Raw genomic sequence first — 14015 nt, 5'->3', positions numbered from 1 at the left:
CCGAAATCCACCATGGAGAGAGAAAAGATGCGCACCACCCCCCTGATCGTCGCCACCGCCGCGCTCGCGCTGGCCGCTTGCGGAGAGAAAACCAGCTCGACGACGATCACCACCAATTCGGAGACCGGTACCGTCACCACGACCGGCGACGCGCTGCCGACCGCAGCCTCGTTGAAGATGCAGCCGGGCAAGTGGGAGACCACGATCACGACGCTCGAAACCAAGACCAGTGGCCTGCCCGCAGGAATGCCGGCTGGCATGACACCCCCTAAACCTGCGCCACAGACGATCACCGCGTGCGTCACCCCCGACATGGCGACCAAGGGTCCGGGTGAGATGCTCAAGAACGCAAAGGTCGACTGCACGATCAAGAGCAGCACCTTCACCGGCGGCAAGATCGCGTCAGAGGCGTCGTGCAAGCTGCCCAACGGTACCATGACAGTGAACACGACGGGATCGTACAGCCCGACCGAAGTCTCATATGATACCGAAAGCACGATCAGCGCCGGGCCAGTCAATGCGACGACCAAGACGCACACCGTCTCCCGTCGTGTAGGAGAATGCAGCTGATCTGATCGCACTACTCGTGACGGCGCGATTTTCTGCGTCGTCACGGGCCGCCATCCGGTGGAGAAACGCTAATCCGTCCGCCGATACGCCACACGCCACATCACCACCGCGATACCGGCCGACATCATGCCCATGATCAGAGCGGTGGCGATGCCGCTTGCCCAGCGGAACAGCAAGGTACGCGCGTCCATCGCGGGCATTTCGACTAGGCCGTAAATCCAGGTCTGCCCGCCCAGGAACACGACGAAGCCGATCGCGGCGCCGAGCAGCGCTGCGCTGATCGGCCCGCGGCGACCCGCGGCGTGGAGCAGCATCCAGGGAAAGGCGGCAAGCGCAGTGACGGCGAGCGCGGTCAGCACCGATCCGATGACCAAAGCGATAGCCAGCGTGCCGATCGCGAAGGTGCCGCCGAACAGCATCAGCAGAACGGCGATCGCGCCGCCCATCAGCCCACCCGCGCCGATCGCCAGGCCGACGCGATCGAGCGACGTTTCGTAGCGGCGTCGTTGCGCCATTGTTCGGGTCATTGCGACACCCCCTCCCCAGCGCCTCATAGCATCGGGCGCGACCGACCCCAAGCGGTCACGCGACCCATTGCGGTACATCAGCGCAGCGCCGCAACTGCCGGAGTGTCGAGACAGCGCAACAGGTTATCGCGCGTGACCGGCGGACGCGCAGGCTGCGGCGCAAAGGCGGGCACGTCCATCGTCCGGCCGATCCGCACCGCGGAGAATCCGCGTTGTCTAGTACACGCCTCCGCCGCCGCCAGCAGCCGCGGCGGCGTGTCCCAGCCTTCATAGGACAGGCGGAACGTTCCCCAATGGATCGCGATCGCCTGCGCCGCGCCGAGCCGGCGATAGACCTCAACCGCGTCGACCGGGCCGACATGGCTGCCTGCTGCCATCTGCCCGGCAGTGAAGCGGAACGCGCCGATCGGGATGAGCGCGAGCCGGATCGGACCGTAGGACGCCGCCTGGTCCGCCCATTTGAGATCGCCCGCGCCGGTATCGCCGGTGAAGAACAGATTGCCGCCTGGCAGTCGCACAACGAACCCCGACCAGAGCGCACGATTGCGATCGGCGAACCAGCGGCTGTCCCAATGATGGCCGCGATTGACGACCACGCTCACGCCCGGCCGGACCGCGATCTGGCCACCCCAATCGAGCGCGCGCGCGGGCACGCCGGCCTGGCCGATCACACTGTCATTGCCCAGGCTGGTGACGATCAGCGGATGGTCGCGGTTCCACAGCTTTTTGAGCGTCGCCAGGTCCATGTGATCATAATGATCGTGACTGACCAGCACGAGGTCGATCTTGGGCAGGTCCGCGAACCGGATGCCCGGCTCGGCGACGCGGGTCGGCCCGATCCCGAACGGCCCCGCGCTCTTGCTCCACACCGGATCGGTCAGGATGTTGAGCCCCTGTGTCTGCACCAGCACCGTCGCATGTCCGACCCAGGTCGCGAGCATCCGACCGCCATCGACACGTGCCGGGGGTTTGGCCGGCGTCACCGCGACGCGATCCGGCCAGATGGGGCGATTGTCGCGAGCGGTCACGTAGCGCAGCAGCGTGCCGGTGCCGCCCGGCGGCGACAGCGCATCATCTGCGCCGTCGGGATTGATGAAACGCTCGCCATCGAAATGATCGCTCGCCGGCCCGCGATAGTAACGCGCGTCGAGGAAGTCGGGGACGATCGTGATCGCCAGGCACAAGAGCACGACCAGCCAAAGCAGCCCGGCACCGACACGTTTCACCCACCGCATCCGCGCCCTCTATCCTATGCGGCGCGCCGAACAAGCCCTATTGACTCCTTCGACATTTCGTTGTGTAAACACAACATATAATCGCGAGAACACACTAATTATGCTCTATAACCGCATTGCCTTATTCCGGGCCGAACACGGTATCTCGCGCAAGGCGCTAGCCGAAGCCGTCGGCGTAAACCCGCAGACGATCGGCTATCTCGAGCGTGGCGACTACAAGCCCAGCCTCGAGCTCGCGATGAAGATCGCCGCCCAGTTCGACGTCTCGATCGAGCATCTGTTTTCCTTCACCCCCTTCGAGCCCGTGGCGGCAGTCCTGCGCCGGGCGGGAGATACCGCATGACGAGCAAACCCTTTACCCAGCGCCTCGACGACATCGCCAACCGCACGGGCATTCCGGCTCTGGCAAAGGGACCGCCGCGGCGGCGGCCGTTGCGAGGATTGGCGCTCATCTCACTCGCGCTCGGAACGGCGGGGATGGCGACCGCCCTGTTCGGCGGCCGCATCCTATTGATCGGCGATGGAATATTATTGGCGGGCTTCGTGCTGTCTGGCTGGCTGCCGCTCATGGGCCCGATCAAGCCGTGGATGTCGTTCACCGAGCGCGTCGACGAACTGGACGCGGAGATCCGTGCCAAGGCGTATTTGACCGCACTGCCGGTTATTCTGTTTTTCGCCGTGTGCGGGCTGGTCGGCCTGCCGATCCTGGCATGGGTTCAGCAGCGCCCGCCGGCCGAAATGGTCGCGTTGGGCGGATTCGCCGCGATGTATCTGTTGATCCTGTGGAATGCGATCCCGACGCTTCATGCAAGCTGGCGACGGCCGCCAGCCGAGGACCTGGAGGACTAGAGGCTAGTCAGCCCTGGTCCTCATAGGCGAATTGCAGGATGCCCCAATGGCGGCCTTCGACCGCGATCGAGGCGATCACCTGCTTGAGCAGCACGACGCTGCCATCGGCGACCTGACGTCGATAGGCTTTGAGGCAGAACGGGTCGGTGATCTTGCACTGCTGCTGCGTCTCGGTGAACTCGAACATCATCCCGCAGCGCGCATGTTCCAGGTTCCAGCCATCGTCGCCGGGGCGCTGCGCGTGTGAGCGCTCGGGCATCGCGACCGCACCGAAGCCGTTACGGTCGGTGAAGCTCATCCCGAAAAAGCCCTTATAGCTCCGCGCCTGTTCCTGATGCGGCCGCGCCGCGGGGATGATGAACGGCTGGACCGGGTGGGTGTAGAGCGGCGGATTGGTGCCCGGGATTTGCTCATAAGTGTCGCGGAACAGATCGGCGATCGAGATCCTGCCATCGGCGACCGCACGGGTCAGCGCGTCCGACACCTGTTTCGCGGCATCCAGGCCGAACGCGATGTACGGCGAATCGATCATCTCCACACCGCTCTCGGCGAAATGTTGGAGCAGGGTGTTGGTGTCGTCGCTGACCGTCGTCACGCGCTCCGACAGACGCTGCAGTCCATCGGCATTGGCGCCCGACGTGGTCGACAGCGCGCCCAGCCCAGTGCGGATATTGCCGACCGAGTCGACCATCGATCCGATACGGTCGCTGACGCGCTCGCTCGATCCCGACAGGTCGCGCATCAGCGCGCCGAGGCGATCGACCAGTTCCTCGATATCCTTGCTGCCCTGATGCGCGGTCTTGGCGGTCTCGACGCCATGCGCGACGCGGTCGAGCATTCCTGCGGCCTCGCCCGCCAGCGCGCCGATCGAGCGTTCAATCGTCTGCGTCGCCGCGGCGGTTTCCTGCGCCAGTTTCTTGACCTCGCCGGCGACCACGGCGAAGCCGCGCCCGGCGTCGCCGGCGCGCGCCGCTTCGATCGTCGCGTTGAGCGCGAGCAGATTGGTCTGGCTGGCGATCCCGCTGATCACTTGCGTCACGTGGCTGACCGAGGCGAGCGCCTCGTTGAATGCGCCCAGGCTAGCATGGATGCGGCTGACCTGGTCGATCAGGTCGACGACGTTGATCGAGGCGTCGGACAGCTGGCGCGTCGAATCCTCGATCACCAACCGCGCCGCCGCGGTGCTGCGCCGTGCTTCTTCCGCCGCACGCGCGACATCGGTGCCGTCATCGGCCAGTCGCACGGCTTCGCCGCCGATCGTGTCGATCGTCGTCGCCTGCGCGGTCACGCGCTCGGCCAGTTCCGTAATGTCTGCTTGCAGGTCGAGCGTCCGGATGCCGAGCTCGCCCGACATCTTGGCTGCCTTCCGTACCGTTGCTGCGATGTCCAACCGCGTCGCCCCCTGAATCCCGCTGCCTTCAGCAACTAAACGGCGAGGGTTAACGAAGCTTTAGGCTCGTTTCGTAGGGACAGAAAACCAGCCGGCCGCACCGGCGATCGCCGCCACCGCCGCGGCCAACCACAAAGCGGCATGAAAAGCGTCGATCGACACGCCGCGGCCGCCGCCCGTCAACACCAGCCCGATCAGCGCGACCGCGACCATGCCGCCGATCCTGGCGGTCGCATTGTTCACTCCCGATGCAGCGCCGGCATGGTGGCGATCAACCGATGCCATCACGGCGTTGGTCAGCGGTGCGACGGCGGCGGTCATGCCGATGCCGATCAACAGCATCGACGGCAGGATATGTGGGACGAACTCGATCGCCGCGCCGGGAATGATCCGCATCGCTGCGAACCCGGCCGCGACCAGCAACGGCCCCGCCGCCAGCATCCAGCGCGTGCCGATCCGCTCGGCCAGCGCGCCCGCCGCGCGCGATCCCGCGCCCATGATCAACGGCAAGGGCAGGATCGCCGCACCCGCCGCGGTCGCCCGCCATCCGGTCGAAATCAAGAGATAGGGCAGGAGCAACAACACACCGCTCAGCGCCGCATAGAGCAGGAAGGTCAGCACGGTGATCGCACTGAAGCTTCGCGTTCCGAACAGGCCGAGCGGCACCATCGCCCGCTCGCCGCACCGGCTTTCCCACCACAGGAATGCCGCCGACGCGGCCACCCCGCCCGCAATATAATATGCCGCACCCTGGCCACCCGATGTAGCGATCGTCAGCCCCCAGACCAGCAGGCCGAGCCCGATCGTCGCGAACGCGCCGCCCGGCCAGTCGGGTTTCGCCGCTTCCGGATCATGCCCGCCCTCGACCGCGACCGCCGCAAGAATGGCGGCGGCAACGGCGATCGGCACGATCAGCCCGAACACCCAGCGCCATCCTGCGGCGTCGACCAGCCAGCCGCCGACGATCGGCCCGATCGCCGCGCCGATCGCGCCCGCCGCGGCCCAGGTCCCGATCGCCTTGGCACGCGCCTCGCCATCGAAATCGGCGCCCAGGATCGCCAGGCTCGCCGGCGTCAGCAGCGCCGCACCGACGCCCTGCGCGATGCGCGCGGCGATCAGCCAGCCAAGCGTCGGCGCCGCCATGCAGCCGATCGAGGCGAGCGCGAACAGCAACAGTCCGGCCAGGAACACCGCCTTGCGCCCGAGCGAGTCGGCCAGCGCGCCGCCGATCAGGACCAGCGCCGACAGCGGCAGCATATAGCCATTGACGATCCACTGGATTCCCGCGGCATCCGCATCGAGCGCCTTCGCCATCGCCGGCAAGGCGACATTGACCACCGATCCGTCGATCATCGCGACGCTCGATCCCAGTACCGTCGCCCACAAGGCACCGGCGCCGGCGCGGTTGGACGCTGCGCCGGTCATGCGCGCCAATATCCCGCCATCAGCTCGCTCGCCCAATCGGGTTGGCGCACCTCGCCGCGCGGCAGGAACTCGCGCAACACCGGCTTGATGTCGATCACTGGCGTGCCGTCGATCGCGTCGAGCCCACGGACGTGCAGGCGCCTGCCCTCGATCTTCTCTATTCGACAGACGGTGATGCCGATCCGGTTGGGCCGGTTCTTGCCGCGCTGCGCGAAGATGCCGACCAGCGGCCAATCGGCGCGATTCCGCGGGTGACGCGCCCCGGTCTCGATCTTGTCTGGCAACACGCGATCGAACACGAAGGCGATCTCGGCATGGCTGAAGTCGCCAAGTCCAGCCAGCGCTTCCGACCCGAAGCGCGGATCGAGTTCGATCACCGCGGTCTCGCGGTCCCAATCGTCATCGACCGCTTCGGCGCGGCCGCCGCGCACATAAGCGATCGCTTCGATGTCGAACGCCATGCCTGTCTCCTCACCACGCTCCGGCAAGCGCCAGCACTACGCCGATCGCCACTAGCAGCAATCCCGCGACTTCGCTCTTGGCGGTCTTCTCGCCCAGATAGAAATGCGCGAACGCCATAGTGAAGGCGACCTCGACTTGCCCGACGATCCGCACCAATGCGACCGGCGCCGAGGCGAAGCCGGTGAACCAGCAGGCCGAGGCGACCGACGACATCAGCCCCACTTGCCCGGCGGTGCGCCATTCGGCGAACACCTTGGCCACCTGATCGCGTTCGCGCCAGACCAGATAGCCTCCCTGCATGATCGTCTGCAGCAAGACCGTCGCCGCCAGCACAATCAACGCGGCGCGGATGTGATCGGGCGTCGCGACTTCCATCGTCGCGCGGCGGATCGCGATCGTCGTCAGCGCGAAGACGAAGCCGGAAGTGATGCCGTAACGCGCCGCGGGCTGGCCGAGCGAGCGCAACAGCTCGCCCGGCCCCATCCTTTTGCCGCCGGTCGACAGCACCATCACGCCGACCACACCGAACCCGATCCCCAGCCAGGTGAGAACGCTCAGATGATCACCGAGCAGCACCACCGACAGGATCGCGCTCTGGACCGCCTCGGTCTTCGAATAAGCGGTGCCGACAACGAAATTGCGCTCGCCGAATGCCATCAGCAGCAGATTGGTGGCTACGATCTGCGCCAGGCCGCCAGCCGCGCAGAACAGGACGAACCAGTGCCCCAAGGTCGGGAACGCCGCAGGCGCGATCACAAACTGATAGGCCAGCATCATCGCCACCGCGACCGGCAGACCATAGAGATAGCGGACCAGCCCCGCCGCATTGACCGACAGGGTCCGCGACATGCGCCGCTGCACCGCCGTGCGCCATGCCTGGAGTGCGCCCGCGAGCAAGGTCGCGGGCAGCCAGATCGGGAAGCTCACGCCTCGCGCGCCTGGACGGTGCGCGCAAGGAAATCGAGGATCGCCTTCTCGTCCTTGCCCTTGGGGCCCCGACCGACCCGAAACAGCAATGCGCCGAACACCATCATCGCCAGCGGCATGCCGCCGAACATCCCCCAGAATTCGAACGGCGCGCCGCTATAAGCCGCGAAACCGGCGGCGATCAGGAAGATCGACAAGAATCCGAACCAGAAGATCATGAAACCCGTGACGTTGCTCGCCGGTCCGATCTTTCCCTCGATCCGCGTCCCGCTGCCGTCGGGTCGCATCGTCGCGGTCAGCCGGACATTCATGTTGGTCTGGATATTGGGCCGATAGACGAACAGCATCATGTCCTGCTCGCTGCCATGTCCGGTGACGCCCTTTTTGGGCTTGGCCTTCTCGCCACCCAGCACGTCGCGCAGCTTTGTCGCTAGCGTGACTGGGTTGAGCGGCGAATGGAGGATGATCTTCCTACTCATTGAGGCGCACGATCCGATCTGATCGGGAAGCTCATTCGGGGTGCGCCTGCGCCGCAATCGTCGCCCCGGCGGAGGCCGGGGCCGCCACGTTGTCCGGCACGTGCTCCGCCCCACCATTCAGCTGGTCCCAAAGATCATCCCAATTAGGATTCTGCTCCGAAATCAGGCGGCATTTCCATACGCGGTTCCAGTTCTTCAAGCGCTTCTCGCGAAGGATCGCATCGTCGATCGAGTCATGTACCTCGATCAGCACCAACCGCGTGCAGTCCCATTTCGCCGCGAAGGCTGACCCGCGCTTCTGACGATGGGCCTCGATTCGGGCTAGGCTCGACTTCACACCGATATACAACACGCCGAACGGCCTGTTCGTCATGATATAGGTGTAGCCGCCTCGCATAGTCCCTCGTCGCCCCGGCGAAGGCCGGGGCCGTTACGTTATCCGGCTAGCGCCTCGCGTAAAACCCGGCGGCCCCGGCCTCCGCCGGGGCGACGAATTACACCCGCTCCAACAACTTCTCTTTCGCGATCTTCTCGCGCCACACCAACGGCGCAAGCTGGTGGACGTTATTCCCCTCGCTGTCGACCGCGACCGTCACCGGGAAATCCGCAACCTCGAATTCGTAGATCGCTTCCATCCCAAGATCCTCGAACCCGACGACCTTCGATCCCTTGATCGCGCGCGCCACCAGATACGCGGCCCCACCGACCGCCATCAGATAGGCCGATTTCGCGTCCTTGATCGCCTCGGTCGCGGCCGGACCGCGCTCGGCCTTGCCGACGCAGGCGAGCAGGCCCTGGTCGAGCATCATGCGCATGAACTTGTCCATCCGCGTCGCGGTGGTGGGGCCCGCCGGACCGACGATTTCCTCGCCGACCGGATCGACCGGCCCGACATAATAGATCACCCGGCCCTTGAAGCTGACCGGCAATTCCTCGCCCTTGGCCAGCATATCGGCGATCCGCTTGTGTGCCGCGTCGCGGCCGGTCAGCATCTTGCCGTTGAGCAGCAGCCGGTCGCCCTGCTTCCAGCTCTGCACCACTTCGGGGGTCAGCGTATCGAGATCGACGCGGATCGCCGCCTTGTCGGGCGTCCAATTGACGTCGGGCCATTCGTCGAGCTTGGGCGCTTCGAGAAAGACCGGCCCCGACCCATCCAGCGTGAAATGCGCGTGGCGCGTCGCGGCGCAATTGGGGATCATCGCCACCGGTTTGCCCGCGGCATGGCACGGCGCGTCCATGATCTTGACGTCGAGGATGGTCGACAGCCCGCCCAGCCCCTGAGCGCCGATGCCGAGCGCATTGACCTTATCGAAAATCTCGATGCGCAGCGCCTCGATATCGGTCTTCGGCCCGCGCTCCTTGAGTGTCGCCATGTCGATCTGTTCCATCAGCGCCTTCTTGGCGAGCAGCACGCAATGCTCCGCCGTCCCGCCGATGCCGATCCCGAGCATACCGGGCGGGCACCAGCCCGCACCCATCTGAGGCAGCATCTCAAGCACCCAGTCGACGATCGAGTCCGATGGATTCATCATCTTGAACTTGGACTTGTTCTCCGACCCGCCGCCCTTGGCCGCGACGTCGATATGGACCTTGTCGCCCGGAACCAGCTCGACATGGAGCACGCAGGGCGTGTTGTCCTTGGTGTTGCGCCGCGTGAAAGCTGGGTCGGCGAGCACCGACGCGCGCAGCTTGTTTTCCGGGTTCAGATAAGCGCGGCGTACGCCCTCATCGACGACCTCCTGCATCGAGCGCGAGGTGTCATCGAGGCGGCAATCCATGCCCCATTTGACGAACACGTTGACGATGCCGGTATCCTGGCAGATCGGCCGGTGCCCCTCGGCGCACATCCGGCTGTTGGTCAGGATCTGCGCGATCGCGTCCTTGGCCGCGGGCGACTGCTCCGCCTCATAGGCGGTCCCGAGCGCGCGGATATAATCCATCGGGTGATAGTAAGAGATGAACTGGAGCGCGTCGGCGACGCTCTCGATCAGATCGGCTGCGCGAATGGTCGTGGTCATGAAGCTGCGCACTAGGCACCCACGGCCGGTAGCGCAACGGGCGCAACACCTTCAGCCGAAGCGCCGCGCCAGTTCATCGATTGCGTCGATATGCTCCTGCCGGCGCTGCCCCGCGATCAACGCATAAGTCACACCGGTAACAGCGCCGAGCATGGCAATCATCACCACCGTAAAAATCACGGCGCCGATCGCGGCACCTCGCGCGCTCGGGATCAGGAGCACCATCGCAATCCCTGGCAGCCCGAGCATGATCGCGCCGCCCAAGGCATACCAACGCAATTTGTCCTTACCCTGTCGCCGTAGTTCGATGCGGATGAAAACACCGAACACAAGCTGGATCAGCAATATGAGGCCCCACAGCGCAATAGCTTGCGCGACGAGCGACCGGTGCGGGCCAACAAGGATCACGAACAAGACCGCCGGAAATGGCGCAGCAAAGAACGCAATTATCTGTCGCATCATCCGCTCCCCCAGACGTGCACTTATCCGAAATCGGCGTCTAGCGCAGCGATCCGCTTGCGCTGCCGCTGTGCCGGCGTCCCGATCCCGGCTAGCAACCAATAGAGCCCGCCGGTCACCCCGCCCGCGATCACGTAACTAACGGGAGCGATGATAACCTGCGCGGTAAGGTCGTAATAGCGGCCCAACCGTATCGCCATCCAGATGGCTATGCCGATCGACGGCACACCGTACATAGCCGAGCCGATTAGCGCATGCGCCATTAGTGTCGCCCGTTCGCCGCGCGCCAGCGTCAAGCGCAACGGGATGCCCAATATGACCTGCAATCCGAGCAGAATTACGTAGGTGGCGGCGAATGCCGCCGCTTGCGACCCGAACAGCGGCCGAACATGCAGGATCAGGGGCAGCAGTATAGCGGCTGGAATGGGCGCTATCAGAAAGGCGAAGAACGCTCGCATGAAGCGAGAGTGCCTCGCAAGACGGGGCTTTGTCATCCGGCAATTCGTTCGAATTGACGTAATCGCTCTTGGCGCCTTTCACCCACCGCTAATCGCAAACGATAACTCTGGCGCCGGACGGGATGATGGCAGAAGAAGGATTCAATGTTTCTGCCCAAAGCCTTCGCCTTCGACGTGTTCGGCACGGTGGTGGATTGGCGCAGCGGAATCGCTCGCGAGGCCGCTCCGTTGCTCGACGGCTTGGGCCGTACCGACATCACCCCCGAGGCGTTCGCCGACGGCTGGCGCGCGCGGTACCAGCCGGCGATGGCGCGCGTGCGATCAGGCGATCGGCCCTTCGTCATTCTCGACACGCTTCACCGTGAAACGCTCGAGGACTTGCTGGTCAGCCTGGAGATCGACCCCGGCGCGATCAGCGACGAGCGGCTGCATGATTTGACGCTTGCCTGGCACCGGCTCGATCCCTGGCCAGAGGCGGTCGCCGGGCTGACGCGGCTGAAGCGACGATTTCCGGTCGTCACGCTGTCGAACGGCAATATCGCGCTGATGCTCGATATGGCGCGGCGTGCCGCCCTGCCCTGGGACGCGATCCTGGGTGCCGAGTTCAGCGGTCACTACAAGCCCGATCCCGAAGCGTATCTCGCCACCGCCCGGGCGCTGGCGATTCAGCCGGACGAACTCTGCCTCGTTGCTGCGCATCACAGCGATCTCAGTGCGGCGCGCGGTTGCGGGCTGCTCACCGCTTATGTCGATCGTCCAATGGAATATGGCGGCCGCCCCGCGCCCGACCGCGGCTTCGCGCAGGATTGGGAATGGAATGTCAGCAGTTTGACGGAACTGGCCGACGCGTTTGGAGCCTGATCCCGCTTATCGTCATCCCGACCTCGTCCGTAACCGTCCCTCATAATCGCGCTTACCGATCGGAACGCCCCGCGTCCGCAATATGTCGTAGGCCGTGACCGCGTGAAAATGGAAGTTCGGCAGCGAAAAGGAGAGGATGAAGGTCTCCGCCATGAAGGCGAGCCGGCGCGGGCCGATCTGTAAATCCAGTTCCTTGCCCGCGCAGTCATTGACCTCTTCCGGCGTGAACGCCGCCAGCGCGGTCTCCGCTCGCCTGACCATCGCTTGCAGGTCGGCGAACGGCATCGTCCCGACGAGCGGCGGCGGCTCGAACACGCTCCTGATCAGCGCTTCCACACCCCAGACAGCATGATGCGTCAGCGCCTCGATCTGGAAATGGAACGGCGCCATGTCGGGAAAGAGGCGAGCGTTCACGAACTCGTCGGGGTTGGCGCCATTCTCCTGGCAATGCTTGTCCGCGCGGTCGAGAAAGCCAGCGACGGCGCTCACCGTCTGTTGGAAAGTCGGCACGCTGAGATCGTAGAGTGACGTTGCCATCGCTGTTTCTCCCCGACTGCCGAGCTAGTCCCGCCCCTCGGGCGCGCCGAGCGGGAAATAATGACGGTATGGCCGAGCCTCATCGAGCGCTCGGGCATAGCTCGGGCGTGCGAGCAAACGGTCGCGATAGGCCCAGACGTTGGCGAACGACTTGGGGATGGCATGGCTCCAATCGGCGTAGAGCAATGCCGGCGCCGCCGCACAATCGGCCAGGCTGAACGCATCGCCCGCGGCCCATTCGCGCCCCGCCATATGCTTGTCGAGCAGGGCATAGGCCGTGTCGAGCGCGCCCTGCCACCTGGCATCGTCCTTCGCCTCGCGGCCAAGCGCACCATAGACAAGACGTTGCTGCGGATAGCTGACATAATTGTCGAAGAAGCGATCCCACATCCGCACGTCGACGGCCACGATGGGGTCGTTAGGAATCAGCGGCTTATCGGGATATTTGGCGTCGAGATATTCGATGATCGTCGTTGTCTCGAAGACCAGGCGCCTGTCATTGTCGCTGGCCCCATCGGTCAGCACCGGGAACCGCCCGATCGGCCACAGCGCAGCGAACTCGCTCGCCATCGGCTCGCTGCCGTCGAGCATCACTTCCTCGAACGCCACGCCCTTTTCGTAGAACGCAGTCTTGGCCTTCTGGCAATAAGACGACAGCGGGTGTGCATAGAGCTTCAAGGTCATTTGGCCTCTCCCTTCGACAGCACGATGTGCAGCGCGCGCTCGCCCATCACCTGCTGGGTCGGGACATAGCCGAGCGCGCGCAGGTCGATTCCCTCGAACATCGCCTCGCCCTGCCCCAGCACGATCGGCGACACGGCGTAATGGAGTTCATCGATCAATCCGGCCTGGAGATATTGCCGCACGGTCGACACGCCGCCGCCGATCTTGACGTCGAGATCGCCCGCCGCCGCGCGCGCTTGCTCGAGCGCACTCTCGATCCCGTCAGTGACGAAGATGAAGGTCGTGCCGCCCTCCATCTCGATCGGCGGATGTGGGTGATGGGTCAGGATATAGGTCGGGGCGTGATAAGGCGGATTGTCGCCCCACCAGCCTTTCCAGTCGGTCCCGTTCCAGTCGCCGCGGATCGGGCCGTACATGTTGCGACCCAGGATGAACGCACCGAAGCCGGTCATCGCGCGGGTGCCGAAATCGTTGTCGATCCCCGTCTCGCCATCCTCTTTGCCGATCATGGTCCGGAAAAACCGTGTCGGGAAGAACCAGCCATGCATCTCTTCGCCGTTCTTGCCGAGCGGATCGTCCAGGCTCTGCTCGGGTCCCGCGCCAAACCCATCGACCGATACCGAAAAAGCGCCAACACGTACCTTGCCCATCATCTCTCTCCCACTCACGGCCGCTCGATGAAATCGATCGGACGCACTTCGATTCCGCCGCGCCCGAATTTGTCGCCGAGATGCGTTCCCGGATGCAGCTTCGCGATCTCGACTGCCCCGTCGATATCATCGGCCTCGACGATGAAGAAGGCACCGAACGGCTCGGGCGTCGCGGCATAGGGACCGGCCTTCGCGATCACCGCGCCATTCTCGACAAACAGGGTCCGCGACTGTTCGGGCATGCCGAGCGCACCGATCACTTCGACCTTGCCGCTCGCCTTCAGCGCCGCGTCATGCGGCGCGCAGATCGCGCCGATCTCCTCGAAATCCGCGGGCTTCAACTCGGCGAAGCGCGCCGATTCGTAATGGCACAGGCACAGAAACTTCATCGCATCCTCCTCGCAAAACTGCTTGCAATTCGCAAGCGGTATATGCATCGGCTAAATTAAGCAGTTGCATTTTGCAAGCAGTTTTTTACATTGCA

19 protein-coding genes are annotated in these 14015 nt (G+C 64.7%); 4 read left to right on the top strand and 15 right to left on the bottom strand.

Translation table 11 applies throughout. The features are described 5' to 3' along the window. Positions 1–27: 27 nt before the first annotated feature. Positions 28–570, top strand: coding sequence for a DUF3617 domain-containing protein (locus tag AC1DRD_RS04340; RefSeq protein WP_478040441.1), 543 nt, complete (start codon positions 28–30; stop codon positions 568–570). A 68-nt stretch (positions 571–638) separates the two neighbouring features. On the opposite strand, the gene AC1DRD_RS04335 is transcribed toward AC1DRD_RS04340, so the two are convergent. After that, positions 639–1097, bottom strand: coding sequence for a hypothetical protein (locus AC1DRD_RS04335; RefSeq protein WP_478040440.1), 459 nt, complete (start codon positions 1095–1097; stop codon positions 639–641). A 77-nt stretch (positions 1098–1174) separates the two neighbouring features. Continuing rightward, entirely contained in the window at positions 1175–2332 is a 1158-nt protein-coding gene (locus AC1DRD_RS04330) for an MBL fold metallo-hydrolase (RefSeq protein WP_478040439.1), read from the bottom strand. 100 nt (positions 2333–2432) lie between these two features. Between AC1DRD_RS04330 and AC1DRD_RS04325 the strand changes: the two genes are divergently transcribed. Together AC1DRD_RS04325 and AC1DRD_RS04320 are read left to right on the top strand one after the other, a co-directional pair. Further along, the gene (locus tag AC1DRD_RS04325) at positions 2433–2675 is read left to right on the top strand and encodes a helix-turn-helix transcriptional regulator (protein WP_478028389.1); all 243 of its coding nucleotides are present in this window, start codon (positions 2433–2435) and stop codon (positions 2673–2675) included. Next, positions 2672–3181 carry a hypothetical protein gene (locus tag AC1DRD_RS04320; RefSeq protein WP_478028387.1) on the top strand — a complete coding sequence of 170 codons (510 nt, stop codon included), beginning with the start codon at positions 2672–2674 and terminating at the stop codon, positions 3179–3181. The genes AC1DRD_RS04325 and AC1DRD_RS04320 overlap by 4 nt, the downstream gene beginning before the upstream one ends. Positions 3182–3188: 7 nt before the next feature. Here AC1DRD_RS04320 and AC1DRD_RS04315 read toward each other — a convergent pair whose 3' ends face one another. The 9 genes from AC1DRD_RS04315 to AC1DRD_RS04275 form a co-directional block, all read right to left on the bottom strand. Beyond that, a complete protein-coding gene (locus AC1DRD_RS04315; protein ID WP_478029011.1) occupies positions 3189–4535 on the bottom strand; it encodes a methyl-accepting chemotaxis protein in 1347 nt (448 codons plus the stop codon). 96 nt (positions 4536–4631) lie between these two features. Then, on the bottom strand, positions 4632–5996 hold the full coding sequence (locus AC1DRD_RS04310; RefSeq protein WP_478040438.1) for an MFS transporter: 1365 nt from the start codon (positions 5994–5996) through the stop codon (positions 4632–4634). After that, complete coding sequence (locus tag AC1DRD_RS04305) at positions 5993–6457, bottom strand: SAM-dependent methyltransferase (RefSeq protein ID WP_478040437.1); 465 nt, start codon at positions 6455–6457, stop codon at positions 5993–5995. The genes AC1DRD_RS04310 and AC1DRD_RS04305 overlap by 4 nt, the downstream gene beginning before the upstream one ends. A gap of 10 nt (positions 6458–6467) precedes the next feature. Next, positions 6468–7385 carry an EamA family transporter gene (locus tag AC1DRD_RS04300; protein ID WP_478040436.1) on the bottom strand — a complete coding sequence of 306 codons (918 nt, stop codon included), beginning with the start codon at positions 7383–7385 and terminating at the stop codon, positions 6468–6470. Then, positions 7382–7864: a hypothetical protein gene (locus tag AC1DRD_RS04295; protein WP_478040435.1), complete on the bottom strand. Its 483-nt coding sequence runs from the start codon at positions 7862–7864 to the stop codon at positions 7382–7384. The genes AC1DRD_RS04300 and AC1DRD_RS04295 overlap by 4 nt, the downstream gene beginning before the upstream one ends. A 31-nt stretch (positions 7865–7895) precedes the next feature. Then, on the bottom strand, positions 7896–8261 hold the full coding sequence (locus AC1DRD_RS04290; RefSeq protein WP_478040434.1) for a GIY-YIG nuclease family protein: 366 nt from the start codon (positions 8259–8261) through the stop codon (positions 7896–7898). A gap of 97 nt (positions 8262–8358) precedes the next feature. Next, positions 8359–9882, bottom strand: a complete 1524-nt coding sequence (locus tag AC1DRD_RS04285) for a fumarate hydratase (RefSeq protein ID WP_478028377.1) — start codon at positions 9880–9882, stop codon at positions 8359–8361. Positions 9883–9933: 51 nt separating this feature from the next. Next, the gene (locus AC1DRD_RS04280) at positions 9934–10344 is read right to left on the bottom strand and encodes a hypothetical protein (protein ID WP_478040433.1); all 411 of its coding nucleotides are present in this window, start codon (positions 10342–10344) and stop codon (positions 9934–9936) included. A gap of 20 nt (positions 10345–10364) precedes the next feature. Then, positions 10365–10799, bottom strand: a complete 435-nt coding sequence (locus AC1DRD_RS04275; RefSeq protein WP_478028374.1) for a hypothetical protein — start codon at positions 10797–10799, stop codon at positions 10365–10367. 144 nt (positions 10800–10943) lie between these two features. On the opposite strand from AC1DRD_RS04275, the gene AC1DRD_RS04270 reads away from it, so the two are divergent. Then, positions 10944–11660: a haloacid dehalogenase type II gene (locus AC1DRD_RS04270; protein ID WP_478040432.1), complete on the top strand. Its 717-nt coding sequence runs from the start codon at positions 10944–10946 to the stop codon at positions 11658–11660. A gap of 12 nt (positions 11661–11672) precedes the next feature. Here the strand turns inward: AC1DRD_RS04270 and AC1DRD_RS04265 are convergent, their stop codons facing one another. Genes AC1DRD_RS04265 through AC1DRD_RS04250 form a run of 4 tightly spaced genes read right to left on the bottom strand, consistent with a single transcriptional unit; the run spans position 11673 to position 13920 of the window. Continuing rightward, entirely contained in the window at positions 11673–12197 is a 525-nt protein-coding gene (locus tag AC1DRD_RS04265) for a DUF1993 domain-containing protein (protein WP_478040431.1), read from the bottom strand. Positions 12198–12221: 24 nt separating this feature from the next. Then, the gene (locus AC1DRD_RS04260; protein ID WP_478040430.1) at positions 12222–12881 is read right to left on the bottom strand and encodes a glutathione S-transferase family protein; all 660 of its coding nucleotides are present in this window, start codon (positions 12879–12881) and stop codon (positions 12222–12224) included. Beyond that, complete coding sequence (locus AC1DRD_RS04255) at positions 12878–13531, bottom strand: dihydrofolate reductase family protein (RefSeq protein ID WP_478040429.1); 654 nt, start codon at positions 13529–13531, stop codon at positions 12878–12880. The genes AC1DRD_RS04260 and AC1DRD_RS04255 overlap by 4 nt, the downstream gene beginning before the upstream one ends. Positions 13532–13545: 14 nt before the next feature. Beyond that, positions 13546–13920 (bottom strand): YciI family protein, encoded by a 375-nt coding sequence (locus AC1DRD_RS04250; protein WP_478040428.1) that lies wholly within the window; start codon positions 13918–13920, stop codon positions 13546–13548. Between the last annotated feature and the right edge of the window lie 95 nt (positions 13921–14015).

It is taken from the genome of Sphingomonas sp. P4_G2, from assembly GCF_056401155.1.
The sequence above is the reverse complement of the archived record's forward strand: the minus strand, read 5'-3'. Positions and strand labels throughout refer to the sequence as shown.

Excerpts from the sequence above, each read along its gene's own strand:
- AC1DRD_RS04265 (WP_478040431.1), bottom strand. The coding sequence starts at position 12,197 with ATGGCAACGTCACTCTACGATCTCAGCGTGCCGACTTTCCAACAGACG.
- AC1DRD_RS04270 (WP_478040432.1), top strand. The coding sequence starts at position 10,944 with ATGTTTCTGCCCAAAGCCTTCGCCTTCGACGTGTTCGGCACGGTGGTG.
- AC1DRD_RS04275 (WP_478028374.1), bottom strand. The coding sequence starts at position 10,799 with ATGCGAGCGTTCTTCGCCTTTCTGATAGCGCCCATTCCAGCCGCTATA.
- AC1DRD_RS04315 (WP_478029011.1), bottom strand. The coding sequence starts at position 4,535 with ATGTCGGGCGAGCTCGGCATCCGGACGCTCGACCTGCAAGCAGACATT.
- AC1DRD_RS04295 (WP_478040435.1), bottom strand. The coding sequence starts at position 7,864 with ATGAGTAGGAAGATCATCCTCCATTCGCCGCTCAACCCAGTCACGCTA.
- AC1DRD_RS04330 (WP_478040439.1), bottom strand. The coding sequence starts at position 2,332 with ATGCGGTGGGTGAAACGTGTCGGTGCCGGGCTGCTTTGGCTGGTCGTG.
- AC1DRD_RS04250 (WP_478040428.1), bottom strand. The coding sequence starts at position 13,920 with ATGAAGTTTCTGTGCCTGTGCCATTACGAATCGGCGCGCTTCGCCGAG.
- AC1DRD_RS04310 (WP_478040438.1), bottom strand. The coding sequence starts at position 5,996 with ATGACCGGCGCAGCGTCCAACCGCGCCGGCGCCGGTGCCTTGTGGGCG.
- AC1DRD_RS04340 (WP_478040441.1), top strand. The coding sequence starts at position 28 with ATGCGCACCACCCCCCTGATCGTCGCCACCGCCGCGCTCGCGCTGGCC.
- AC1DRD_RS04285 (WP_478028377.1), bottom strand. The coding sequence starts at position 9,882 with ATGACCACGACCATTCGCGCAGCCGATCTGATCGAGAGCGTCGCCGAC.
- AC1DRD_RS04325 (WP_478028389.1), top strand. The coding sequence starts at position 2,433 with ATGCTCTATAACCGCATTGCCTTATTCCGGGCCGAACACGGTATCTCG.
- AC1DRD_RS04320 (WP_478028387.1), top strand. The coding sequence starts at position 2,672 with ATGACGAGCAAACCCTTTACCCAGCGCCTCGACGACATCGCCAACCGC.
- AC1DRD_RS04255 (WP_478040429.1), bottom strand. The coding sequence starts at position 13,531 with ATGGGCAAGGTACGTGTTGGCGCTTTTTCGGTATCGGTCGATGGGTTT.
- AC1DRD_RS04290 (WP_478040434.1), bottom strand. The coding sequence starts at position 8,261 with ATGCGAGGCGGCTACACCTATATCATGACGAACAGGCCGTTCGGCGTG.
- AC1DRD_RS04260 (WP_478040430.1), bottom strand. The coding sequence starts at position 12,881 with ATGACCTTGAAGCTCTATGCACACCCGCTGTCGTCTTATTGCCAGAAG.
- AC1DRD_RS04280 (WP_478040433.1), bottom strand. The coding sequence starts at position 10,344 with ATGATGCGACAGATAATTGCGTTCTTTGCTGCGCCATTTCCGGCGGTC.
- AC1DRD_RS04335 (WP_478040440.1), bottom strand. The coding sequence starts at position 1,097 with ATGACCCGAACAATGGCGCAACGACGCCGCTACGAAACGTCGCTCGAT.
- AC1DRD_RS04305 (WP_478040437.1), bottom strand. The coding sequence starts at position 6,457 with ATGGCGTTCGACATCGAAGCGATCGCTTATGTGCGCGGCGGCCGCGCC.